Source organism: Paraburkholderia graminis (genome assembly GCF_003330785.1).
Classification (GTDB): domain Bacteria; phylum Pseudomonadota; class Gammaproteobacteria; order Burkholderiales; family Burkholderiaceae; genus Paraburkholderia; species Paraburkholderia graminis.
Window position 1 is genome coordinate 2686541 of record NZ_CP024934.1, and the last position, 23176, is coordinate 2709716.

Genomic DNA, 23176 nt, shown 5'->3' on the forward strand with positions numbered 1-23176 from the left:
CGCACGCGTCGCGCAAGGCAATATCTGGTAATCACTTGCGCTAACCGCTGCTTTTTCCGGCGTCCGCATGACGCGCGATCGGACGATCATCCGTTGCATGAGAAACCCTGCATCGCGTGAACCGTCATGAAAATCGTCCGCCCTCTTCTGATCGCCGCGCTGCTGATCGCGCATCCGTCCGCTCAAGCCGCGAGCTTCGATTGCAGCAAGGGACGCTCGCTCGCCGAAAAGATCATCTGCAACGATCCCGCGCTGTCGCGCCTCGACGATACGTTGGGCCGACTCTACTGGAAAGCGCGGCGCACGGTGAGCGACCGGCGCGGCTTCATCGCCGACAGCGACAGCAAGTGGGCGTGGCGCGAGGCGAATTGCCGCGACGCCGCGTGTTTGGGGACGTGGTACGCGGCGCGTATCGGCGAGTTGGAGCAGGTGATTGCGGGCGTGCGGATGGGTGCTTCGAGCGTCGATCCCACGATGCTTCAATGCACGGCCGCGCATCCCGGCATCGTGATCGGCGAGCAGTGCGCGAGCGTCATCAAGCAGAACGGCAGCCAGTGGAACCACCAGACGCCGCATGGCGGCGACTGGTTCTGCGGCGTCGCGATGTTGGGACGAACGTAGTCACGCGCTGCGCCGTGCGTCGCTTCAGTGAAGGCTCGGCGGCGTGTCTGGATCAGGCGCGGCATCTTCCGCCGCTCCGCTCTCGCCGAACAGCTCCGCGCACAACTCGCGGCCGGTCTCCGTAAGACGCGCAGTGCCGGCGCCCTCCTCATCGAACATCGTCTCCACGAGGCCGCTGTCAACGAGCGCCGTCAACTGCCGCCGCAGCGCGCTCATCGGCACGTTTGCCTGCTTCGACAGCCTCGCGAGCGACCACGAGCCGCCCGGCGTCTGCCGCGCGGGCCGTTCACTTTGCGCGCGCCAAAGCTGCGCGAGCACGGCGAGCAGCACCGGATCGATTCCCTCTTCGTCCATTCATGTCTCCTTGTGTTTTATCCGCCGGCCGCCTTGCTTTTCGTGCGAGCGATGCCGGCGCTTCACGTCATCTGCGTGATCAGTTCGCCGAGTGTCTTTAACGCCGCCTCGCTGTCAGCCGTCCACGGATAGCTGTAGTTGAGCCGGATGAAATGGCGAAAATCGTTGCGCGTCGAAAACATCATGCCGGGCCCGACCGTGATGCCGCGCGCGAGCGCCGCCCGATACAGCTTCATCGAATCGACGCGCTCGGGCAACTCCACCCACAGCACATAGCCGCCCTGCGGCGCGGAGATGCGCGTGCCCGCCGGAAAGAACCGCTGCACCATCGCGCTCATGATGCTCGCCTGCTGCCGATAAACCTTGCGAACGTGACGCAGATGCCGGTCGTAGCCGTCCTGCCGCAAATAATCGGCGACGGCGACCTGCGGCACCGAAGGCGTCGTCAGCGTATTCAGAAACTTGAGCTTCTCGACCTGCGCGCGATAACGGCCCGGCAGCGCCCAGCCTATCCGGTACGACGCCGTCAGGCTTTTAGAGAACGACGCGCAATGCAGCACGAGCCCCTGCGTGTCGAAGCTCTTCAATGTGGACGGCCGCGACTCGCCGAAATACAGCTCCTGATACACATCGTTTTCGATGACCGGAATCTGGTGCGCGGCGAGCAGTTCGACGAGTTGCCGCTTGCGCGCGTCCGGCATCTGAAAACCGAGCGGATTCTGGAAGTTCGGCATCACCATGCAGGCGGCGATCTTCTGTCTCGCGATCACCTGCGCGAGCGCGTCGATGTCGATGCCGTCGACGGGATGCGTCGCCACCTCGATCGCGCGCATGCCCATCCGCTCGATGGCGTGCAGCATCGCGTAGTAAGTCGGCGATTCGACGGCCACCGTGTCGCCCGGTTTGGCGATCGCCTGCAGGCTGAGGTTGATTGCCTCGGTGGCGCCGAGCGTGATGACGATCTCGCCGGGATCGACGGGCATGCCGTTCTCGGCATAACGGCGCGCAATCTGCCGGATCAGTTCGGGGTTGCCGGGCGGCAGATCGTCGATCAGATTCCAGCTCGCCTGACGGCGCGCAATCGCGTTCGCATACTGATTGATGCGCCGCCACGGAAACAGCGACGGGTCGGGATATGGCGAGCCGAACGGCACGGCGTCGTGCGCGCGGATGCTGCGCAGCGTGGAAAGCACGAGACGGCTCACGTCGACTTCGGCGGCAACCGGCGCGACAGGCGGCGCGGCTTTGCTGTCCGCGCGCCGCGTTTCGGGCCGGAACGCATTCAGCGCCGCTTCGCGCACGAAATAACCGGACTGCGGACGCGTTTCGACGATGCCCCGGCTTTCCAGCAACGCATACGCATGCAGCACCGTCTTGATGCTCACGCCATGCTGCTGGCTCGCCTGCCGCACGGACGGAATCCGCTCTCCCGCCGCGAATACGCCGCGGCGCACGGACTGGGTGATTTCGTCGGCGAGCTTTTCGTAGAGTTTCAAGGACGTGGCTCAAGGAAAACGGATATCTCGCGCGCCAGTCTATGACAAAACGCAAGAACTGTATCCCTTCCCTTTTTGTTTTTCTGTATGCTGCACTGCGATTGGAACACAGTAGTCTTGGAACATCGGCCCGAAAAGCCATGACAAGACCACGCGCGGCAACATCATGAAGAACACCGACATCCGCAATAAATCAGGCGCCGACACCAGCGGCGCCCGCATCGAGCCGTACACGCACCCGGCGGCCGGCTGGGGCGCGCTCAAGTACGTCGCCATCAACCTGATCAAGGAAAAGGTCACGGGCGGCAATTACCGCACGCTGCTCAAGCAGAATCAGCCGGACGGCTTCGACTGTCCGGGCTGCGCGTGGCCCGACCGCGAGCATGCGTCCACGTTCGAGTTCTGCGAGAACGGCGTGAAGGCGGTCGCCGCCGAGGCGACCAGCAAGCGCGTGACGCCCGCGTTCTTCGCGGAGCATACGGTCGCCGAACTGATGACGCAGTCCGACTTCGAGCTCGAACAGCACGGCCGCCTGACCGACCCGCTCGTCTACGACGCGATGAGCGACCGTTACGTGCCGATCGGCTGGGACGAAGCGTTCGATCTGATCGCGAGCCATCTGAAGCGCCTCGAGGATCCGGACCAGGCCGCGTTCTACACGTCGGGCCGCGCAAGCAACGAAGCTGCGTTTCTCTACCAGTTGTTCGTGCGCATGTACGGCACCAACAATTTCCCCGACTGCTCGAACATGTGCCACGAAGCGACGAGCCGCGGCTTGCCGCACACGGTCGGCATCGGCAAAGGCACGGTCACGCTCGACGACTTCGAACACGCGGACACGCTGCTGATCTTCGGCCAGAACCCGGCGACCAACCATCCGCGGATGCTCGGCGAACTGCGCGAGTGCGCAAAGCGCGGCGCGACCATCGTGTCGATCAATCCGCTGAAGGAGCGCGGGCTGGAGCGTTTCGCGAGCCCGCAGCATCCGGTGGAAATGCTGACGATGGGCAGCACGAAAATCAGCTCGGTGTTTATCCGCCCGAAGGTCGGCGGCGACTTCGCGCTCATCAAGGGCGTGGCCAAGCGCGTGATCGAACTCGATGACGAAGCGCAGGCGTCCAGTCTGGCTCGCGTGCTCGACGTCGCGTTCCTCGCCGAACACACGGTCGGCTTCGAGGCGTTCGCACAAGACTTGCGCACTGAGCGCTGGGACACCATCGTCGCGGAATCGGGCGTGCCGTACGAAGACGTGCTGAAGCTCGCCGACATCTACGCGAAAGGCCGCGCGGTGATCTCGACGTGGGGCATGGGTCTCACGCAGCACAAGAATTCGGTGGCGACAGTGCAACTGCTGTCGAACCTGATGATGATGCGCGGCAATATCGGCCGGCGCGGCGCGGGGCTGTGCCCGGTGCGCGGCCATTCGAACGTGCAGGGCGACCGCACTGTCGGCATCGAGGAAAAGCCCACGCAGGCGTTTCTCGACCGGCTCGGCGAGGTGTACGGTTTCGAGCCGCCGCGCGAGCATGGGCTCGATGTCGTCAACACGATTCAGGCGATGCTCGATCGCAAGGTGAAAGTGTTTATCGGTCTCGGCGGCAACTTCTCGATTGCGACGCCGGACACGCCGCGCACGTGGGAAGCGATGCGTTCGTGCGATCTCACCGTGCACATCACGACGAAGCTGAACCGCAGCCATCTCGTGCATGGCCGCGATGCGCTGATTCTGCCGACGCTCGGCCGCACCGAGATCGACTTGCAGAACGGCGTCGCGCAAGGCGTGAGCGTCGAGGATTCGATGAGCATGGTGCACATCTCGTACGGCATGAATAAGCCGGCTTCAGAAAATCTGCTCTCCGAAATCGCGATCGTCGCGCGCATGGCGCACGCGACGCTCGGCAGCGACAAGGTCGACTGGCTCGCGCATGCCGCGGACTACGCGCTGATTCGCGACGGCATCGCGAAAGTGATCGACGGCTTTGACGATTACAACGAGCGTCTGAAGCGGCCGGGCGGCTTCCATCTCGGCGTCGCATCGCGTGAACGGATCTGGAAAACGCCGAGCGGCAAGGCGCAGTTCCTCGTGCATGCCATCGCGCTCGACACGCCGATTCATCGCGCGCGCGAGCAGCATGGCGAGCGCCTGATGACGCTGATGACGACGCGTTCGCACGATCAGTACAACACGACGATTTACGGGCTCGACGACCGCTATCGCGGCGTGTACGGACAGCGGCGCGTGCTGTTCGCCAACAAGGACGACATCGCGATGCTGGGTTTCGCGGCCGGACAGCGCGTGGACATCACGAGCGTGTGGGCCGACGGCATCGAGCGTCACGCGGATGGCTTTTTGCTGGTCGAATACGACATTCCACGCGGCTGCCTCGGCGCTTACTATCCGGAGACGAATCCGCTCGTGCCGCTGTCGTCGGTTGCGGACGGCGCGGGCACGCCGACTTCGAAGTCGATTCCCGTGTTGTTGAAGGCGTCGGCGCTCGAGGCCGTCGCGGCCTGACGCATCAGGTCTGCGCCTTCGCCAACGCGCGATGCGTGAGGTGAAGCCGCAGATCGAATTCGAACTGATGGTAGCCCGGCTGCATGAACTCGCAGAGGCGGTAAAACGCCTTGTTGTGATCGCTTTCCTTCAGATGCGCGAGTTCGTGCACCACGATCATCTTCAGAAACTCCGGCGCCGCGTTTTTGAATAACGACGCGATGCGGATTTCCTTCTTCGCCTTCAGCTTGCCGCCCTGCACACGCGAGATGCTCGTGTGCAGACCCAACGCGTGGCGCATCACATCGAGCTTGCTGTCGTACGTGACCTTGTCGATCTGCTCCGCGCTGCGCAAATGCTCGCGCTTCAATTCCGCGCAATACGTGTAGAGCGCACGGTCGGTTTGCACGTCATGCGTATTCGGATAGCGGGCAGCGAGGTATGCGCCGAGTTGATCGTCGGCGATGAGCTTGGTGACTTTGTCGAGCAGCGCGGGCGGATAGCCGCTCAGGTATTTCAAATGATGATGCATGGTCGTGGCCTGGCGTGGGCGGCCTGCGTGTCGAATACTTCGCAAGCAGGTCGCTAAACGGCGAGTTTACACGGCCGTCTCTTCGCTTGCCTCGCGTGCATCAGATGCGCCAGGCGGCGCCGCCAGGAAAATCATGCTGATCGAGCGAGTCCGCGTGAATCTCGATGCTGTAGCCCGGACGCTGCGGCGGCATATAACGGCCGTTGCGGATCACAACAGGATCGACGAAATGCTCGTGCAAATGATCCACGTATTCGAGCACGCGGTTCTCCAGCGACGCCGACACGCAAATATAGTCGAACAGCGAAATATGCTGGACGTACTCGCATAAACCGACGCCGCCCGCGTGCGGACACACCGGCACGCCGAACTTCGCCGCCATCAGCAGCACGACGATTACTTCGTTCAGACCGCCCAGCCGGCAACTGTCGACCTGGCAAAAGTCGATCGCATGCGCCTGCAGCAACTGCTTGAACATCACGCGGTTATGACAGTGCTCGCCGGTCGCTACGCCGATCGGTGCGAGCCGCGCGCGAATCGCCGCGTGACCGAGAATGTCGTCGGGGCTCGTCGGCTCCTCGATCCACCACGGATCGAATTGCGCGAGATGCCGCATGTTGGCGATGGCTTCATCGACGTCCCACACCTGGTTCGCGTCCATCATCAGCTTGCGGCCGGGGCCGATTTCCTCGCGCAAAATGCGGGCGCGGCGCATGTCTTCATCCAGATTGCCGCCGACCTTCTGCTTGAAATGCGTCCAGCCCTGCGCGACGCCTTCGCGCGCGAGGCGGCGAATCTTGTCGTCGTCGTAGCCGAGCCAGCCCGCCGAGGTCGTGTAAGCCGGGTAGCCTTGCGCGAGCATTTCCTTCTCGCGCACGGCCTTGGTTGCCGCGTGACGATGCAGCATCGCGATCGCCTCGTGCGGCGTGATGACGTCGGTCACATAGCGAAAGTCGAGACAGCGCACGAGTTCTTCGGGGCTCATGTCGACGAGCAGCTTCCACACCGGCTTGCCTTCCGCTTTCGCCCACAGGTCCCACACGGCATTGACGACCGCCGCGGTGGCCAGATGGATCGCGCCCTTGTCCGGACCGATCCAGCGCAACTGGCTGTCCGACGTCAGTGCGCGCCAGAACGCGCCCATGTTCGCGGCAATGTCCTCGAGCGTTTTACCGACGACGAGCGGCGCGAGCGCCTCCACCGCCCTCACGCAGATTTCATTGCCGCGCCCGATCGTGAACGTCAGGCCATGACCCACGAGCGCTTGCGGCGCGTCCGTTTCGAGCGTCACGTAAGTGGCCGAATAATCGGGCGCGGCGTTCATTGCGTCGGAGCCGTCGAGCGAGCGCGAGGTCGGAAAGCGAATGTCCCGCACCGACAGCCGGGTGATGGTAGTGATCGTGGTGCTGGTGGTCATGTCACACGCTCCTCGACGGCTGCATTCGGGCGACGATCAATCGTAGAGCACCGCCGCGATCTTTGGATCGTTCATGTTGCTCTTGTCGTACCAGTAAAAGCCGGTGTCGACTTTCTTCGGCAGCTTTTCGCCTTTGAGCGCCTTGACCGCGGAATCCACCACGCATTTGCCGATGCCGATCGGGTTCTGCGTGATCGCGCCCGCCATCAGCCCTGAGTTGATGTCGTCCTTCTGCTCCTTGCCCGAGTCGTAGCCGATCAGCACGAGCTTCTTGCCCGACTCCTTGACGCCGATTGCCGCGCCTTCCGCGGAGCCTTCGTTCGCGCCGAAAATGCCCTTCAGGTTCGGGTTCGCCTGAATCATCGCCTTGGCGATTTCCGCGGACTTCAGGTGGTCGCCGCCGCCGTATTGCACGGACACGATCTTCACATTCGGATGCTTGCTCTTCATCTGGTTCACGAAGCCGTCGCGCCGGTCGATGCCCGTGCGGCTCGTCTGATCGTGCACGATCACGCCGACATCGCCCGCATTGCCGATGGCGTCGGCCATCTTGTCGGCGGCGAGCGCGGCGGCGGCGAGATTGTCGGTCGAGCAGGTCGTGAGCGGGATGTCGCTGTCCACGCCGGAGTCGAATGCGATCACCGGAATCTTCGCCGACTGCGCGCGTCTCAGGAGCGGAATGGCCGCCTTGCTATCGAGCGCGGCAATGCCGATGGCTTGCGGTTTTTTCGCGAGCGCGGCCGACAGCATGTCGATCTGCTTGTCGACCATCGCCTCGGTTTCCGGGCCTTCGAACGTGATTCTGACCTTGTGTTCCTTCGCGCCCTGCTCCGCGCCGGCTTTGACGGCCTGCCAGAACTGATGCTGGAAACCCTTCGAAATGAGCGGGATATAAACGTCGTCGGCATGAGCGAGATTCGCCCCGCCGATGAGCGCGCTCAAGCCGACCACGACGCCGAATGCTTTCCGATTCAACATGGACTCTCTCCTCCTAAGGTGTGGACCTTCTTCTTCTACAGTCGTCGGGGAAGCGTTATCGCGCCTCCCTTGTTGATATTGTCCGGCGCGAGTTCAGCGTTTTCTGCGCCGCAGGATGTCGGCGTAGACCGCGAGAATGATGATGAGGCCCGTCACCACGATCTGCCATTCCTGAGCGACCGACATGATGCGCAAGCCATTGGTCAGCACGCTCATGATGAATGCGCCGATGATGGTGCCGAGTATCGTCCCCGAGCCGCCCGACAGGGACGTGCCGCCGATCACCACCGCCGCGATCGCTTCGAGCTCGTAACCCTGGCCGAGCGCCGGCTGCGCCGAGTTTAGACGCGACGCGATGAGCAGACCCGCGATGCCGCAAATCGCGCCGCCAAGGCCATAAATGGCGATCTTCCAGCGATCGACGTTCACGCCTGACAGCCGCACCGCTTCTTCGTTGCTGCCGAGCGCGAACGTGTAGCGTCCGAGCGCCGTGCGATTGAGCGTGATCGAGCTGGCGATCGCGAGGAAGAACAGGATCAGCACCGCGTTCGGAATCGGCAGGCTCGGCACGAAATAGCCGATCAGCGAGTCCTGCGAAATCATGTAGAAGTTTTCGGTGTCGGTGAAATAGATCGGCTTGTCCGCCGACACCACGAGCGACAGTCCCTTGAGCAGCAGCATCATGCCGAGCGTCGCGATGAACGGCGGGATTTTCATCTTCGCGGTGAGCGTGCCGGAGATCGTCCCGCAGATCGCGCCCGTGCCGATGGCCGCGAGCACGCCGAGCCACATCGGCAGATGCCAATACGTGAGAAAGACGCCGCAAATCACCGCGGTAAAGGTCATCAACGTGCCGACCGACAGATCGATGCCGCCCGTGATAATGACGAAGGTCGACGCAATGGCGAGCACGCCGTTGACCGCCGTCGCCTGCAGAATGCCGAGGATGTTGTCCATCTGCATGAATGCCGGCGACGCGAAGCTGAAAAACACCAGCAGCAGAATGAGGCTCGCGAAGGCGAGCATCTTTTGCAACGCCGTCGGCGAGAAGATGCGGGCCTTCAGGCCGCTCAGGCGCCGCGCGCCGGTGAGCGCGGAGGAATCGGATTGCACTGTCATAGCGTCCTCTCGCGGCTCACGCCGCTTTCAGGGTTTGGCGCTGCGTGGCCAGATGCATGATGCGCTCCTGCGTCGCTTCTTTCGCGCTGAGTTCGCCGGTAATGCGGCCCTCGCACATCACGACGATGCGGTCGCTCATGCGCAGAATCTCCGGCAGCTCCGACGAAATCATCACGATCGCCTTGCCCTCTTCCGCGAGCGAGCGCAGCAGTTTGTAGATCTCGCTTTTTGCGCCGACATCGATGCCGCGCGTGGGTTCGTCGAAGAACAGCACGTCGCAGTCACGCTCCAGCCACTTCGCGATGACGATCTTCTGCTGGTTGCCGCCGGACAGGAGCCGCACTTCCTGACTCGCCGACGGCGTGCGGATTGCCAGCAGATTGATGAAATGACTCGCGCGGCGGCGCATCCGCGCGCGGCGCAAAAAGAAGTTGAGGGACAGGAAATTGCGCAGGTTCGACATGACGATGTTCGACTCGACGTCCATGCCCGTTGCAAGCCCGAAGCGCTTGCGGTCTTCGGAGAGATAGCCGATGCCGTGCGCGACTGCATCGCTTGGATTTTTAATCGACGCTTTCGCGCCTTTCACGAAGATTTCGCCGGACTCGACGGGGTCCGCGCCGAACACCGCGCGCGCGACCTCGGTGCGGCCCGCGCCCATCAAACCGGCAAAGCCGAGTATCTCGCCCTGGCGCAACGTGAAGCTCACATCGCGCACGAGCGGCCCGGCATTCAGATGCCTGACTTCGAGCGCGGTCTCGCCTTGCGCCGCATCGCGCGCGGCGGGCGTTGCGTCGCTCAAGGTGCGTCCGACCATCATGCCGATGATCGCCTCGACGGTGGTGTTCGCGGCGTCGACGGTGGCGACATATTCGCCGTCGCGCAGCACGGTGACGCGGTCGGCGATCTGCTTCAGTTCGTCCATCTTGTGCGAGATGTAGACGATGCCGACGCCCCGCGATTTCAGTTCGCGAATGATGCGAAACAGCTCGGCGATTTCGGCGTCGTTGAGCGCGGACGTGGGCTCGTCCATGATGAGCACGCGCGAGTCGAACGACAACGCCTTGGCGATCTCCACCATCTGCTGGCTCGCGACGGTCAGCTCGCCGACCATCGCGCGCGGATCGAGATTCACATGCATGCGCGACAGAATTTCGCGCGCCGCGATGTTGAGTTTGTCTTCGTCGAGAAAGAGGCCGAGCCGCCCGCGCGGCTCACGGCCGATGAAGATGTTCTGCGCGACCGTGAGGTGATTCATCAGTTGGAGTTCCTGATGAATGATGCCGACGCCCGCGGCTTGCGCGTCGCGCGGGCTCAGGAATTCGGCCGGCTCGCCGCCAACCAGGATTTCGCCGGAATCGCGCGTGTACACGCCGGCGAGGATTTTCATCAGCGTCGATTTGCCGGCGCCGTTCTCGCCCATCAGCGCGTGGACTTCGCCCGCCATCAGTTCGAACTGGACGTCGTGAAGCGCCCGCACGCCGGGAAAGCTCTTGCTGAGCTTTTTGACGGAAATCAGCGGGGTCATGGCGCGACGCCGACGACGGCTGCACGGCAAACGCTCGCCTCAACCCGGCAGGCGGAGCGCGAAAGCGCCGGACGGCGCGCGGTGGTTCGACTGAAATCGCAACGAGAAGCCAGGCACATTGCTGGACCCCCAAACCGATGTGCGACGATTCTACGACGCGCGAAGGCAGCGGCTCAAGTGCAGGCATTCCCGAGTGTCTGGAGTGGTTACGGGGGTCGTTTGTGCAGAGTTTGGGATTTTTCAGACAAGCCTGCCTCCGCAAACACCGCTTCTACAGGTTTCGTTCGGTCGTGATCCCATGCCGATCCGTTCCCTGATTGGTGCCGGGCCGGCAACGCCATGTGTCTCCATGCATGCCTACCGCAGCAGGCAGGGCCCGCCTATGATCGTGGTGTGATTCAACGAGCGTAGCGCGTGCTCAGGGCAGCGAACCGTCCCTGATCTTTCATCAACTGCATTCGAACCCGAATGGGGTGTCGAGTGATCGATAAAGGACAGCAATCATGAAAATCGTCGTGATCGGAGGCACCGGCCTGATCGGCTCGAAGGCTGTCGCCATTCTGCGCGAGAACGGCCACGAGGTCGTCGCTGCATCGCCCAGAAGCGGTATCAACAGCATCACCGGAGAGGGACTCAACGAAGCGGTGGCCGGCGCGCAGGTGGTGATCGACCTCGCCAATTCACCGTCGTTCGAAGACAAGGCCGTGCTGGAGTTCTTCGAGGTTTCCACCCGCAATCTTCTTGCGGCTGAGGCAGCGGCGGGCGTCCAGCATCATGTCGCGCTCTCCATCGTCGGAATCGAGCGGACGCCGGAGAACGGCTATTTCCGCGCCAAGGTCGCGCAGGAAAAGCTGATCGTGAAATCCGGCATCCCCTACACCGTGATCCGCTCGACACAGTTCCTGGAGTTCCTCGGCGGCATCGCCGAGTCGGGTGCGGATGGAAACGTCATCAGGGTCTCGCCCGGCCTGTTTCAGCCCATCGCGGCTGACGACGTTGCCGCGATCGTGGCCGACGTGGCGCTTGCGGCGCCGCGCAACGGCATCGTCGAGATTGCCGGCCCGGAAAAAGCGCCGTTCAACGAAATCATCGCCCGCTATCTGAAGGCCGCCGGCGATCCGCGCGAGGTCGTGAGAGACCCGGAGGCCCGATACTTCGGCGGCCTGGTCGACGACCAGTCGCTGGTGCCGTTGGGCGACGCGCGCTTGGGCCGCATCGGCCTGGACGAATGGCTGCGTCACTCGCAGGCCGGAGCCTGAAACATTACTGGCGTGCGCGTCGAATCCTGCCCGGGCGGCTCACGCCCGGGCGCACGCATTTCAGAGCCGCCTTCATCTAACGCCTACCTGGCGGCCAGTTCCGCGCTACGATTGGTCGCCTCGTCCCGACATACTCATTCACCATCATGCGTACCATCCAGATCCTGCTTCAAACGACCATCCTGCCCAGCAGCAACGACTGGTCGATTGCGCGATTCAGCCGCCTCGCGGAATTGCTGCGGACGTATCGAGATCCCGAAGGGCGCGTGGCCTTCAATGTCGTTGCTCGCGACCGCGAGCGGCTCGGGGAGCCGGACCCGATTCTTTCGCGTCTCGATGAGAGCGAGTTCGACGAGTTGTGGTTGTTTGCCGTCGACGAAGGCGACGGTCTAACCTCGGAAGATTGCGAGGGAATCACGCGATTCCGACGCGCGGGCCGCGGCCTGCTGGTCACGAGGGATCACATGGATGTGGGCAGTTCACTCTGCACGTTAGGCGGAGTGGGCAAGGCGCACCATTTTCACACGCGCAATCGGCACCCCGACCCATCGCGACATGTGGCCGACGACCCGTTCTCGACCCACATCTCGTGGCCCAATTTTCACTCGGGCAGAAACGGAGACTTCCAGGAAATCACGATCGTGGGCCCCACACATCCCGTGTTGGCGGACCCCGATTCTCCCGGCGGCGCAATCCGGTTCCTGCCGGCACATCCGCATGAAGGCGCCGTCGAGGCTCCTGAGGACGAACCCGCCCGAGTGATCGCACGAGGCAAGAGCAAAGCAACGGGCAAGAGTTTCAATCTTGCAGTCGCATTCGAACCTTCGGTCCGCGGAGGTCCGGCAGTCGCGCAAAGTACCTTTCATCATTTTGCGGACTACAACTGGGATGCGCGACTCGGTTGCCCGAGCTTTGTGAGCGAGCCTCCTGGAAACACGATGCAGAGCGAGCCGCAAGCGTTGCGCGACGTTCACCGCTATTCGGTCAACGTCGCGCTGTGGCTGGCTGGTGCGCTGTGAATCTGACGCGGTTTGCGCACAGTCGCACAATTGGACTATCGACGTATGACGAACGCGCTTACTTCTCCGGCACCAGAACAGGCGCGCCCTTGTCCTTCAGAAGAAGCACGATGAACTTCGCGGGTTGCGTCTGGCTTGCGTTGCGCCCGACGGTATGGACATCGTTCGGCCCTTCGTAGAAGGTCTGCCCAGGCGTGAGCGTGACTTCCTTGCCGCCCTTGACCTGCATCACAATCGATCCCTCCAGCACATAGACGAAGGCGTGCGCATGATGCCGATGAACGGGATCGACGGAACCCGGCGGATAGGTCACGGTGATCATCAGCGCTTCCTTGCCGGGATAATCGTCGAGCGCCTTTTCCATCAGCGGCGCCACGACGGCTTCGGGCGCCGCCGCACCGGCCACGCCGACATGCGCAGCCGCGACGACGAGCATGGCGATTGCAGTGTTCTTTGGTGAAAACATGATGTGCCTCTCAAATAGCGCGCCCTGCCCATGCGCGACGAAGTTGGCAAGGAACGGAAGAAGTGGACGCTGTGGTGAACGCTCGCGCCTGGCGGATGCCGTGAGCGGCGATGAGCGCCACGAAGTCATCGTAGGCCGACGTGGTGTGGCGCGGTAGACCCGCGGATGGGATCACGGTGTTGTCCGGCTGGCACCAATCAGGCACAAGCAGGCGCCGGCAACGCGGGAAACGTATCGGCGGTTAGTGCGGTGCTCTGTGCGGTGCTCTGTGCGGTGCTCTGTGCGGTGGTTTGTGCGGAGTTTGTGATTTAGCCGCGCCAAACGAATAGCAGTTGGCACGGCGAATCGCTGTCACAAGAGTCCTATCGACCGTCCTCTGCGTCCTTGCGATGCAAAGACTTCGCCGGTATTAACGTCTGATCTGCGAATCTTCCACAATTCGCGATGAACTTCGACCCCGGCAATCATGCGGTTGCGGGTCATGTCTTCCAGCAGATCGACCATCAGATTCGCCGGAGACGGAACGGGGAACCAGCCATTATCGGATGCCTGAAATGCATCCTGAAACGACCAGTTCCAATCTTCAATGATGTAAAGACCGCCAGGGCGAACCAATGGGAAAAGCGTCTTGAACGACGTTTTCGTCTGCTCGTAAAAGTGCGAAGCGTCGTCTACCACCAGGTCCAGTTCACCGCCGAAATCTTCGTCGACGATTTGATGGAGTTTAGCTACGTCGTCTTGCGATGTACCGTAGTAAAGCCTGGCGCGGCCGGCATTCTTCTCGACGTATTCATCGAGCGCGGGGATGGGAGTAGTCGATAACTCGAGAGCCGAGATCTTTTCGGGCTTTAAAAGCTGATCCAGAAAGACGAAGGAGCCGCCCTGATAAACGCCTAATTCAAGTACTTTTCGGCATTCTTCCGGACGAAGCGATGTGTAGTGCCCGAGGAAGTTTTTTGCCTTCATGAGAAGGAACTCATTTCCCTCGGACTTCAATTTGCTGCCACCGTGCTCATAATTCATGCGCAAGATGTAGCCACCCATCTCGAAGTCCGTGTCGCTCTTCCAATTCAGGTTATGCATGATCGATAAATCTCTCTCGCGGATTCTCAATTAATGAATTAATCGCCTTCGCTGCAGATGAGCATCGCTTCGACCGCAGCGAAAACTCTACCACACAGGAAAGATTGTGTAAGGAGTATGGGCGAATCCGCCGTGAGGAGATGGGTGAAGTGCTGAAGTGGCGGCGGCGTCAATTGAATCGGAGACGCACGCGCCGAAAGCCCTGGTTCTCTGGTGCCGGGAACCGGACTCGAACCGGCAAGCCGTTAGGCGGCGGATTTTAAGTCCGCTATGTTTACCAATTTCATCATCCCGGCGAGGGAGGCAAAACCGCGTGGACGCGCATTCTACCATTGGCCGCCGGGCCAACCAACGGGCTAATCAACCGCGCCAGCCGCCACCTCACAACCCTCCACTCCCCCGCCGCGCCGAAGTCATCCCCCGGTCACAAACGTTCCCGATAATCGGCACCGAAAACGTTTACATCGAACGGACACCACCGAGCGGAAACCATGACCCCGACGATCAAGGATGTCGCTGCGCACGCGGGCTTTTCCATCGCGACGGTCTCGCGCGCGATCAACGCGCCGCACACCGTGAATCCCGTCACGCTCGACAAGGTCCGGCAGTCCATCGACGCGCTGCGCTTCCGGCCCAACCCGCTCGGACGTCAGTTGCGCGGCGAGCGCACGCGCCTGATCGGCGTGATCGTGCCGACGCTCGCGAATCCGGTGTTCGCCGAATGCCTGCAGGGCATCGACGAACTCGCGGCGGCGCACGGCTACCGGCTCATGCTGATGACCACGCAATACGACGCCGACCGCGAACGACGCGCGATCGAAACGCTGCGCGAACATCGCGTGGAAGGGTTGATCCTCACAGTCACCGACGCCGACACGCATCCGCTTCTCGACGAACTCGATCGCGACGGCCTCCTCTATGTGCTGATGCACAACGACACGGTGCGGCGTCCGTCGGTGTCCGTCGACAACCGTCTGGCCGCGTACGAAGGCGTGCGCATGCTGATCGCTCACGGCCATCGCCGCATCCTGATGCTCGCCGGCACGCTCGCCGCGTCGGACCGCGCGCGTCAACGTCACCTCGGCTATGCACAGGCGATGCAGCAAGCCGGCCTCATGCCCGCCCCCGCGCTCGAAGTCGACTTCAACGCGGACGAACTCGCGCCCTCGGTGCTCGCGCATCTGACGCACGGCGCGAATCGCCCGAGCGCGCTTTTCTGCAGCAACGATCTGCTCGCGATGGTCGTGATGCGCGGCCTGGGCCGCGCGCGTCTGCAGATTCCGCGCGATATGTCGATTCTCGGTTTCGACGGCCTCGCGATGGGCGAACTGCTGTCGCCGCCGCTCGCGAGCGTCTGCGCGCCGAACCGTGAGATCGGCTGCGCGGCGTGGCGTCGCTTGCTCGCGCGCGTCACGAGCAGCGACGAAGGCATGAGCGATGCGCCGCTCGCGCTGACGCTGCCGCACAGTCTGCGCGAAGGCGCGACCATCGCCGCGATTTCGAACCGTAACGACACCGCCGCGCCGCAAACGAATACGCGCTTTCATCTAGCGTCCTGAATAACAACTGCCTGAAAACAGGCGATCCAACCACCCGCCATCTTTTTTCGTGAGGATAACTACAGTGATCCGCTCTCCCCTTCGACTTGCATCGCCGCCAAGCTCGCTGATGCGCCGCCTCGCGCAGTCCACCGTATTCGCCGCCGGCGGCGTGCTGGCAAGCGCCGCACTCGCCGCGCTTGCCATCATCGCGCCGCAAACAGCCCGCGCCGACGAAACCGCAATCTGCTACAACTGTCCGCCGGAATGGGCCGACTGGGCCAGCCAGATCAAGGCCATTCAGCAAAAGACCGGCATTCGCGTGCCGTTCGACAACAAGAACTCGGGCCAGTCGATTGCTCAGTTGATGGCCGAGCAGAAAAGCCCCGTCGCGGACGTCGTGTATCTCGGCGTATCGTCGGCATTCCAGGCGAAGGACAAGGGCGTGGTCGAGCCGTACAAGCCCGCGCATTGGGACGACATTCCCGCGAACCTGAAAGACCCGCAAGGCTACTGGTTCACGATTCACTCGGGCACGCTCGGCTTCTTCGTCAACAAGGACGCGCTCGAAGGCAAGCCGGTGCCGCGCTCGTGGGCCGACCTGCTCAAGCCCGAGTACAAAGGCATGATCGGCTACCTCGATCCGTCGAGCGCGTTCGTCGGCTATGCAGGCGCGGTCGCGGTGAATCAGGCGCTCGGCGGCACGCTGGATAACTTCGAGCCGGGCCTCGACTGGTTCCGCAAATTGAAGGCCAACGCGCCGATCGTGCCGAAGCAAACGGCCTACGCGCGCGTCATGTCCGGCGAAATTCCGATTCTGCTCGACTACGATTTCGACGCCTATCGCGCGAAATATAAAGACCATGCAAACGTCGAATTCGTGATTCCGAAAGAAGGCACGATCTCGGTGCCGTATGTGATGAGCCTCGTGAAGGGCGCGCCGCACGAAGCGAACGGCAAGAAGGTGCTGGATTTCGTGCTCTCCGACGAAGGCCAGAAACTGTGGGCCGATGCGTATCTGCGTCCCGTGCGCGCGAATGCGATGAGCGCGCAAACCGCCGCGAAGTTTCTGCCGGCCAGCGACTATGCGCGCGCAAAACCGGTCGACTTCGGCAAGATGGCCGAGAAGCAGGCGAGCTTCGGCGAACGCTATTTGCAGGTGATGCATTGAACGACATCACGTTCCCGCTGCGCTGGCGCATTGCATTGCTCGCGCCGGCGCTCGCGGTTTTCATCGCGTTCTGGCTGTTGCCGATGGGCGCGCTCGCGCAACTGAGCGGCGACGGCCACGCGTTCGCCACCTATCGCGCGATGCTGACGAATCCGCGCTACATGTCGAGCCTCGGCGCAACGGTCATGCTGTCCGCAGCCGTCACGGCGGCAACGCTGGTGCTTTCGGTGATCGCCGGTCTGCTGCTCGCGCGCCGCGAGTTCGCGTTCAAGCGCACGCTGCTCGCATTGCTGACGTTTCCGCTCGCGTTTCCCGGCGTCGTGGTCGGCTTCATGGTCATCATGCTCGCGGGACGGCAAGGGCTGATCGGCGCGCTCTCACTCAAACTCACCGGCGACCGCTGGGTGTTCGCGTACTCGATGAGCGGTCTCTTTCTCGGCTACCTGTACTTCTCGATTCCGCGTGTGATCGTCACGGTGATGGCCTCGGCGACGAAGCTCGATGCGTCGCTCGAGGAAGCCGCGCGTTCGCTCGGCGCATCGCCGTGGCGCATCACGCGCGATGTCGTGTTGCCTGCGCTCTCGCCCGGTTTGATCGCGGCCGGCGCGGTGTGCTTCGCGACCGCGATGGGCGCATTCGGCACCGCCTTCACGCTCGCCACCGACATCGACGTATTGCCGATGACCATCTACACCGAGTTCACGCTCAACGCGAACATGATCACCGCGGCCGGACTTTCGATCGTGCTCGGCATCGTCACGTGGGCCGTGCTCGCATTGGCGCGCAGCGTGAGCGGTTCCGCTGTGGCGGCGAGCGCATGAGCGCCGTCGTCGAACATGACGCCGGCGAAAACGGTAAGCAGGACTTCTCCATGAATTCGATCACTGTTTCTTCACAGGCTGCGGCCGGCAAAAAGCCGCGCTCGCGACTGCGCTTGCCCGATAGCCGAGCATGGCTCGCGGCGGGCCAGTGGCTCGTCACGCTGCTGCTGTGCGCATTTCTGATCGTGCCGGTCGTGATGTCGATTCTCGCGGGTCTCACGGTGAATTACTTCAAGGGCATCTCGAGCGGCTTCACGCTGCGCTGGCTCGGCGAGGTGTGGACCCAGTATCACGGCTCGGTGTTTCTCTCGCTCGAAGTCGCGGCGGCCACGCTCTTTATTACGCTGTTGACCGGCGTGCCTGCAGGCTACGTGCTCGCGCGCAGCAAGACGCGGCTGTCGCGCGTCATCGAAGAGTTTCTTGTGCTGCCGATCGCGCTGCCTGGGCTCGCGTCCGCGCTGGCGCTGCTCGTCGTGTATGGCGGCTTCACGATGTTTCGCATGAGCGTTGCGTTTATCGTCGTCGGGCATGTGGTGTTCACGCTGCCGTTCATGGTGCGCGCGGTCGCGGCGGTGTGTGCGAGCAGCGATCTGCGCACGCTCGAGGAAGGCGCGGCGAGTCTCGGCGCGAGCTTCATGCAGCGCTTCGTGACCATCGTACTGCCTAATGCGAGGCCGGGCATCGTGGCGGGCGCGCTCGCGGTGCTCACGCTTTCCATCGGCGAATTCAATCTGACGTGGATGCTGCACACGCCCGACACGAAGACGCTGCCGGTCGGTCTCGCCGACACCTACGCGTCGTTGCGCATTGAAATCGGCAGCGCCTACACGATTCTCTTTTTCATCATGACGATGCCGCTGCTCGTCGCAATGCAATGGCTCGGCGTCGATGCGACCGGCCAGCGCAGCGCGGCGAAAAAACGCGGCGCCGCTTCCGCTACGAAGTCCATCACGACGCCATGACACTCGCTTCTATTCCTGCTTCTATTCCTATCACGCTGACGCAGTGCGCGAAAACGTTTCGCGGCACACGTGTGCTCGAACCGGTCGATCTGCGCATCGAAGCAGGAGAAACGCTCGTGCTGCTCGGCCCGTCCGGTTGCGGCAAGACCACTACGCTGCGCATGATCGCCGGACTCGAAACGCCCGACGCCGGAGGCCGCATCGCATTTGGCAACGACGACGTGACGGCCCTGCCTATCGAAAAACGCCAGGTGGGCATGGTGTTTCAGAGCTATGCGCTGTTTCCGAATCTGACGGTAGCGGCAACATCGGCTATGGCCTGAAGATCAAACGCGTGCCTGCGGAAAACGCACGGCGACGCATCGACGAATTGCTCGCGATGATGCGTCTGACCGACCACGCCGATAAACCGATCGATCAACTGTCGGGCGGTCAGCGTCAGCGCGTCGCACTTGCTCGCGCGCTGGCCGTCGAGCCGCGCGTGCTGCTGCTCGACGAACCGCTTACCGCGCTCGACGCGCGCCTGCGCGACGCGTTGCGCAGCGACATGAACACGCTGCTGCGCGACCTCGGCATCACGACCGTCTATGTGACGCACGATCAGGCCGAAGCAATGGAACTCGGCGACCGCATCGTCGTAATGAGTGCGGGACGTATCGAGCAGATCGGCTCGCCGCGCGACATCTACTATCGGCCTGCTAATCGTGCGGTCGCGCAATTCGTCGGCACGATCAATCGCGTTGCCGGCGAGCGGCGCGGCGGCATGCTGACGACCATCGGCGGCGCAGTGCCGCTGCCTTCGGCGCATCGGGATCTATCGGCGCAGTCGGACTCGACGCACGAAATTTTCTTCCGTCCCGAAGACGCATTCCTCGCCGATCCCGATCACGCGCAGTTGCGCGGCCTCATCGAAAGCAGTGCGTTTCTCGGTGAGCGCACGCGCTTGACGATTAGCGGCGCCGCGCCCGATGCGCTCTTCGTCGATGTCGCGGGCCGCGTCGAACTGGCGCGCGGCACGCCGGTCGGCATTTCGATCGGGCACGACGCGCTGATTGCGCTATCGTAACGAAGCCGCGCATTAAACCGCGCGCAACACAAAGGACTACCCATGCTGCTGGCTCAAGTTAGCGACCTGCATATCAAGCGGCCCGGCGCGCTCGCCTATCGCCGCGTCGATACGGCCGCGCACTTCGCGCGCTGCGTCGCCGCGCTGAACGCGTTGAACCCTCGGCCGGACGTCGTCATCATGACCGGCGACCTCGTCGATCAGGGCGAACCGCAACAGTACGAGCACCTGAAAACGCTGCTCGCGCCGCTTCAAATCCCCTACTTTCTGCTCGTCGGCAATCACGACGACCGCGCCGCATTGCGCGCCGCGTTTCCCGATCGAGCGGAATTGCACGGCGGCGATGCGTTCGTGCAGTACGCGGCCGACATCGGTCCGCTACGGCTGATCGCACTCGATTCGATGGTGCCGGGTCAAAGCGCCGGTACGCTGTGCGACGCGCGGCTTTCGTGGCTCGCCGCGCAACTCGATGCGGCGAACGGCAAGCCGACCGTGATCGCGCTGCATCATCCGCCGTTTGCGTGCGGCATCGGACATATGGATGCGTTGCGGCTCGATCCGCTCGCCGCCGACAAGCTCGCCGCATTGATCGCGCGTTATCCGAACGTGGAGCGCGTGATCTGCGGACACGTGCATCGCTCGATGTTCGTGCGCTTTGGCGGCACGATCGCGTCCGCGGTGCCGGCGCCCGCGCATCAGGTCGCGCTCGATCTTCGCGACGAGGCACCGTCGGCATTCATGATGGAGCCGCCCGCGTATGCGCTGCATCGCTACGATCCGGCGACGGGCATCGTCACGCATCACGCGTATGTCGATGCCGCCGACGGTCCATATCCGTTTTATGAGCCGGAAGGCGCGTTGATCGACTGAACGCGTACTGTGTGTAAAGCTCAGCGGTTCACGAAGGTCTGACGCACGCGCCGCGACATGCGGAAATAAGGTATTCCCAACGCGGCCGCGACGATCGCCTGCATCAGGCCATCGAACGGAATCGCGATGTCGATACCGATTGCGTGCGTCATGTAATCGCTCAGCAGATATGCGCCAGTTCGCATCGCGAGAATCGCGCCGAGCCACGCCTGCACGTGCCGCGGCAAGCGCGCCGATTTGCGCCACGCGAGCAGCGCGAACCATCCGATGCCCGCGACCATGAACGCGCCGATCGCCACGTCCATGCCGACCATCGCGATCACCGCGCGATACCAGCCATGCGTCGCGGCGCGAACGAACACGGCGAGCAACTCCCATTCGAGCATCATTTCGAGCGGATCGCGCAACGCGATCGCAGTGACGAACGCCCACGCGGCGAGGCACATCAGCGCGACCAGCAGACATCCGCCAATTCGCCGCGGCGCAAGCTCAGCTTGCGCGTGACGTCGGCTCAAACACACAGTGCGTTGTTTCATCGGATCGTGCGAGGTGGGCAGAAATAGCCCGCCGATTCTACGAACCCCACCGCATCAAATCTCGCATTTTTGTCACAAACGAGCCGTGCATCCGAATGGCGGCGGGTCAGCACGATCCGACACGCTCCGGTATGATCGGCACGCTTGAGGACCGCGCATGGGCCGGTCCGCCGACCGCCCTCTCTCATGTCCACGTCCAACGCGTCCGCCCCCGCTTCCGCCGATCCATCGCTGCGCGGCCTGCTGCTTCTGCTCGCCACCATCGCCGGTGTCGCGGTCGCGAACATCTATTACAACCAGCCGCTGCTCGACAACTTCCGGCAGTCGTTTCCGGCAAGCGCGTCGTGGGTCGGCGTGGTGCCGGCCGTCACGCAGCTCGGCTACGCGGCCGGCATGCTGTTGCTCGCGCCGCTCGGTGACCGCTTCGACCGGCGTGCACTGATCCTGCTGCAAACCGCGGGCATGTGCATCGCGCTCGTCGTGGCCGCCGCCGCGCCGGCGCTGCCGGTGCTGGTTGCCGCGAGTCTCGCGATCGGCGTGCTCGCCACCATCGCGCAGCAGGCGGTGCCGTTCGCCGCCGAACTCGCGCCGCCGTCGCAGCGCGGTCATGCGGTGGGCACGGTGATGAGCGGCCTGCTGCTCGGCATTCTGCTTGCGCGAACCGCAGCGGGCTTCGTCGCGGAATACTTCGGCTGGCGCGCGGTATTCGCGGTGTCGGTGCTCGCGTTGCTCGCGCTCGCCGTGGTGATCGTGCTGCGTCTGCCGAAGAGCAAGCCGACTTCCACGCTGTCGTACGGCAAGCTGCTGGTGTCGATGTGGCATCTGGTCGTCGAACATCGCGCGTTGCGTGAAGCGTCGCTGACGGGCGCCGCGCTCTTCGCCGGATTCAGCATCTTCTGGTCGGTGCTCGCGCTGCTATTGGCCGGGCCGCCCTTTCATCTCGGACCGCAGGCCGCTGGCCTGTTCGGCATCGTCGGCGCGGCCGGCGCGCTCGCTGCGCCGCTCGCGGGCAAGTTCGCCGACCGTCGCGGACCGCGCGCGATCATCACGTTGTCCATCGTGCTGGTGGCGATTTCGTTTGTCGTGTTCGGCTTTTCCGCGAAGAGCATCGCGGGGCTCGTGATCGGCGTGATCGTGCTCGACGTGGGCGTGCAGGCCGCGCAGATTTCGAATCAGTCACGCATCTATGCGCTGAAGCCCGACGCGCGCAGCCGCGTGAATACGGTGTACATGGTCGCGTATTTCATCGGCGGAGCCCTCGGTTCCGCTGTGGGCGCCGCTGTATGGCCGGTGTTCGGATGGGTGGGCGTGAGCGTCGCGGGTCTGGTGTTCGCGGGCCTGGCCGCATGGAATCATCTGGCGCTGCAGGCTCGTACCGCAAAAGATTGATTGCGCTTGTTGCTGTGTGGCGAGCGCTCAGCCGTGGCTGCGCGCGAGCGCATATTCGTGCAGCGCGTCGATCACGCGATCGAATTCGAACGACTTGTCGTAGAAGTGGCGCACGCCATACTGCTCGCAGCGCTCGCGATAGGCGGGCAACGCGTGGTTGGTCAGCACCGCCGCGAACACCGAGTCGATCAAGCCTTCGCGCTGCAAATAAGCCAGTACGGGCACGCCTGAACCGCGCTTCAGTTGCAGGTCGACGATCACCGCGTCGAACGCTTCGTCGCCAAGGAGCGCGATGGCTTCGTCGGCGGAATCGGCATACGCGGCCACTTGCAGCGAACCGGACGCGTCGATGGCTTCCACCAGGCTGCGGCGGATCAGCGGCGAATCCTCGATAAGCAGCACGCGCAACGGCGCGTGACTGGCTGATCCGGCAACGGTATTCGATTCGCTGTTCATC

General features: G+C 63.1%; 21 protein-coding genes, 1 tRNA gene and 1 pseudogene. 11 read left to right on the forward strand and 12 right to left on the reverse strand.

Going from position 1 to position 23176, the window contains the following annotated elements; translation table 11 throughout:
* Positions 1-126 precede the first annotated feature (126 nt).
* Positions 127-621: a lysozyme inhibitor LprI family protein gene (locus CUJ91_RS11880; RefSeq protein WP_053858458.1), complete on the forward strand. Its 495-nt coding sequence runs from the start codon at positions 127-129 to the stop codon at positions 619-621.
* A 24-nt stretch (positions 622-645) separates the two neighbouring features.
* Here the strand turns inward: CUJ91_RS11880 and CUJ91_RS11885 are convergent, their stop codons facing one another.
* Positions 646-975, reverse strand: coding sequence for a helix-turn-helix domain-containing protein (locus tag CUJ91_RS11885; RefSeq protein ID WP_006051226.1), 330 nt, complete (start codon positions 973-975; stop codon positions 646-648).
* Between the two features lie 62 nt (positions 976-1037).
* Positions 1038-2471 carry an aminotransferase-like domain-containing protein gene (locus CUJ91_RS11890; RefSeq protein WP_053858460.1) on the reverse strand — a complete coding sequence of 478 codons (1434 nt, stop codon included), beginning with the start codon at positions 2469-2471 and terminating at the stop codon, positions 1038-1040.
* Positions 2472-2637: 166 nt separating this feature from the next.
* Between CUJ91_RS11890 and CUJ91_RS11895 the strand changes: the two genes are divergently transcribed.
* Positions 2638-4986, forward strand: coding sequence for an FdhF/YdeP family oxidoreductase (locus tag CUJ91_RS11895; RefSeq protein WP_114156255.1), 2349 nt, complete (start codon positions 2638-2640; stop codon positions 4984-4986).
* A gap of 4 nt (positions 4987-4990) precedes the next feature.
* Here the strand turns inward: CUJ91_RS11895 and CUJ91_RS11900 are convergent, their stop codons facing one another.
* From CUJ91_RS11900 to CUJ91_RS11920, 5 genes are all read right to left on the reverse strand, one after another.
* On the reverse strand, positions 4991-5497 hold the full coding sequence (locus CUJ91_RS11900) for a M48 metallopeptidase family protein (protein ID WP_029967545.1): 507 nt from the start codon (positions 5495-5497) through the stop codon (positions 4991-4993).
* Positions 5498-5597: 100 nt separating this feature from the next.
* Entirely contained in the window at positions 5598-6896 is a 1299-nt protein-coding gene (locus CUJ91_RS11905; RefSeq protein ID WP_044021750.1) for an L-fuconate dehydratase, read from the reverse strand.
* Positions 6897-6950: 54 nt separating this feature from the next.
* Entirely contained in the window at positions 6951-7892 is a 942-nt protein-coding gene (locus CUJ91_RS11910) for an ABC transporter substrate-binding protein (protein WP_006051221.1), read from the reverse strand.
* 93 nt (positions 7893-7985) lie between these two features.
* A complete protein-coding gene (locus CUJ91_RS11915) occupies positions 7986-9011 on the reverse strand; it encodes an ABC transporter permease (protein WP_006051220.1) in 1026 nt (341 codons plus the stop codon).
* A 16-nt stretch (positions 9012-9027) separates the two neighbouring features.
* Positions 9028-10539: a sugar ABC transporter ATP-binding protein gene (locus CUJ91_RS11920; protein WP_029967549.1), complete on the reverse strand. Its 1512-nt coding sequence runs from the start codon at positions 10537-10539 to the stop codon at positions 9028-9030.
* A 503-nt stretch (positions 10540-11042) separates the two neighbouring features.
* On the opposite strand from CUJ91_RS11920, the gene CUJ91_RS11925 reads away from it, so the two are divergent.
* The gene (locus tag CUJ91_RS11925; protein ID WP_114156256.1) at positions 11043-11798 is read left to right on the forward strand and encodes an SDR family oxidoreductase; all 756 of its coding nucleotides are present in this window, start codon (positions 11043-11045) and stop codon (positions 11796-11798) included.
* A gap of 146 nt (positions 11799-11944) precedes the next feature.
* Positions 11945-12817, forward strand: coding sequence for a hypothetical protein (locus tag CUJ91_RS11930; RefSeq protein WP_114156257.1), 873 nt, complete (start codon positions 11945-11947; stop codon positions 12815-12817).
* Positions 12818-12875: 58 nt separating this feature from the next.
* Here the strand turns inward: CUJ91_RS11930 and CUJ91_RS11935 are convergent, their stop codons facing one another.
* From CUJ91_RS11935 to CUJ91_RS11945, 3 genes are all read right to left on the reverse strand, one after another.
* On the reverse strand, positions 12876-13283 hold the full coding sequence (locus CUJ91_RS11935; RefSeq protein WP_006051216.1) for a cupin domain-containing protein: 408 nt from the start codon (positions 13281-13283) through the stop codon (positions 12876-12878).
* A gap of 351 nt (positions 13284-13634) precedes the next feature.
* Positions 13635-14327 carry a class I SAM-dependent methyltransferase gene (locus tag CUJ91_RS11940; protein WP_244230938.1) on the reverse strand — a complete coding sequence of 231 codons (693 nt, stop codon included), beginning with the start codon at positions 14325-14327 and terminating at the stop codon, positions 13635-13637.
* A 250-nt stretch (positions 14328-14577) separates the two neighbouring features.
* Positions 14578-14662: transfer RNA gene (locus CUJ91_RS11945), tRNA-Leu, on the reverse strand.
* Positions 14663-14857: 195 nt separating this feature from the next.
* Here CUJ91_RS11945 and CUJ91_RS11950 point away from each other — a divergent pair.
* From CUJ91_RS11950 to CUJ91_RS11975, 6 genes and pseudogenes are all read left to right on the forward strand, one after another.
* Positions 14858-15925 (forward strand): LacI family DNA-binding transcriptional regulator, encoded by a 1068-nt coding sequence (locus CUJ91_RS11950; protein WP_114156258.1) that lies wholly within the window; start codon positions 14858-14860, stop codon positions 15923-15925.
* Positions 15926-16034: 109 nt separating this feature from the next.
* Positions 16035-17075: an ABC transporter substrate-binding protein gene (locus CUJ91_RS11955; protein WP_374710191.1), complete on the forward strand. Its 1041-nt coding sequence runs from the start codon at positions 16035-16037 to the stop codon at positions 17073-17075.
* Entirely contained in the window at positions 17072-17896 is an 825-nt protein-coding gene (locus CUJ91_RS11960) for an ABC transporter permease (RefSeq protein WP_006052464.1), read from the forward strand. Before CUJ91_RS11955 ends, CUJ91_RS11960 begins: the two co-directional genes overlap by 4 nt.
* A gap of 50 nt (positions 17897-17946) precedes the next feature.
* Positions 17947-18858, forward strand: a complete 912-nt coding sequence (locus CUJ91_RS11965; protein ID WP_029967561.1) for an ABC transporter permease — start codon at positions 17947-17949, stop codon at positions 18856-18858.
* Positions 18855-19924: pseudogene (locus CUJ91_RS35200) on the forward strand (ABC transporter ATP-binding protein). The gene CUJ91_RS11965 and the pseudogene CUJ91_RS35200 overlap by 4 nt, the downstream one beginning before the upstream one ends.
* A 42-nt stretch (positions 19925-19966) precedes the next feature.
* The gene (locus tag CUJ91_RS11975) at positions 19967-20794 is read left to right on the forward strand and encodes a phosphodiesterase (protein WP_114156260.1); all 828 of its coding nucleotides are present in this window, start codon (positions 19967-19969) and stop codon (positions 20792-20794) included.
* Positions 20795-20814: 20 nt separating this feature from the next.
* Here CUJ91_RS11975 and CUJ91_RS11980 read toward each other — a convergent pair whose 3' ends face one another.
* Complete coding sequence (locus CUJ91_RS11980) at positions 20815-21330, reverse strand: DUF2569 domain-containing protein (protein WP_114156261.1); 516 nt, start codon at positions 21328-21330, stop codon at positions 20815-20817.
* A 186-nt stretch (positions 21331-21516) separates the two neighbouring features.
* Between CUJ91_RS11980 and CUJ91_RS11985 the strand changes: the two genes are divergently transcribed.
* Positions 21517-22719 (forward strand): MFS transporter, encoded by a 1203-nt coding sequence (locus CUJ91_RS11985; RefSeq protein ID WP_029967567.1) that lies wholly within the window; start codon positions 21517-21519, stop codon positions 22717-22719.
* Positions 22720-22746: 27 nt separating this feature from the next.
* Here the strand turns inward: CUJ91_RS11985 and CUJ91_RS11990 are convergent, their stop codons facing one another.
* Entirely contained in the window at positions 22747-23175 is a 429-nt protein-coding gene (locus CUJ91_RS11990) for a response regulator (protein WP_035569834.1), read from the reverse strand.
* Position 23176: the final 1 nt, after the last annotated feature.

Coding starts and splice junctions, on each gene's coding strand:
- CUJ91_RS11895 (WP_114156255.1), top strand. CDS start 2,638: ATGAAGAACACCGACATCCGCAATAAATCAGGCGCCGACACCAGCGGC.
- CUJ91_RS11990 (WP_035569834.1), bottom strand. CDS start 23,175: ATGAACAGCGAATCGAATACCGTTGCCGGATCAGCCAGTCACGCGCCG.
- CUJ91_RS11900 (WP_029967545.1), bottom strand. CDS start 5,497: ATGCATCATCATTTGAAATACCTGAGCGGCTATCCGCCCGCGCTGCTC.
- CUJ91_RS11885 (WP_006051226.1), bottom strand. CDS start 975: ATGGACGAAGAGGGAATCGATCCGGTGCTGCTCGCCGTGCTCGCGCAG.
- CUJ91_RS11940 (WP_244230938.1), bottom strand. CDS start 14,327: ATGGGTGGCTACATCTTGCGCATGAATTATGAGCACGGTGGCAGCAAA.
- CUJ91_RS11920 (WP_029967549.1), bottom strand. CDS start 10,539: ATGACCCCGCTGATTTCCGTCAAAAAGCTCAGCAAGAGCTTTCCCGGC.
- CUJ91_RS11985 (WP_029967567.1), top strand. CDS start 21,517: ATGTCCACGTCCAACGCGTCCGCCCCCGCTTCCGCCGATCCATCGCTG.
- CUJ91_RS11910 (WP_006051221.1), bottom strand. CDS start 7,892: ATGTTGAATCGGAAAGCATTCGGCGTCGTGGTCGGCTTGAGCGCGCTC.
- CUJ91_RS11925 (WP_114156256.1), top strand. CDS start 11,043: ATGAAAATCGTCGTGATCGGAGGCACCGGCCTGATCGGCTCGAAGGCT.
- CUJ91_RS11915 (WP_006051220.1), bottom strand. CDS start 9,011: ATGACAGTGCAATCCGATTCCTCCGCGCTCACCGGCGCGCGGCGCCTG.
- CUJ91_RS11880 (WP_053858458.1), top strand. CDS start 127: ATGAAAATCGTCCGCCCTCTTCTGATCGCCGCGCTGCTGATCGCGCAT.
- CUJ91_RS11950 (WP_114156258.1), top strand. CDS start 14,858: ATGACCCCGACGATCAAGGATGTCGCTGCGCACGCGGGCTTTTCCATC.
- CUJ91_RS11930 (WP_114156257.1), top strand. CDS start 11,945: ATGCGTACCATCCAGATCCTGCTTCAAACGACCATCCTGCCCAGCAGC.
- CUJ91_RS11965 (WP_029967561.1), top strand. CDS start 17,947: ATGAATTCGATCACTGTTTCTTCACAGGCTGCGGCCGGCAAAAAGCCG.
- CUJ91_RS11935 (WP_006051216.1), bottom strand. CDS start 13,283: ATGTTTTCACCAAAGAACACTGCAATCGCCATGCTCGTCGTCGCGGCT.
- CUJ91_RS11975 (WP_114156260.1), top strand. CDS start 19,967: ATGCTGCTGGCTCAAGTTAGCGACCTGCATATCAAGCGGCCCGGCGCG.
- CUJ91_RS11955 (WP_374710191.1), top strand. CDS start 16,035: ATGCGCCGCCTCGCGCAGTCCACCGTATTCGCCGCCGGCGGCGTGCTG.
- CUJ91_RS11980 (WP_114156261.1), bottom strand. CDS start 21,330: ATGAAACAACGCACTGTGTGTTTGAGCCGACGTCACGCGCAAGCTGAG.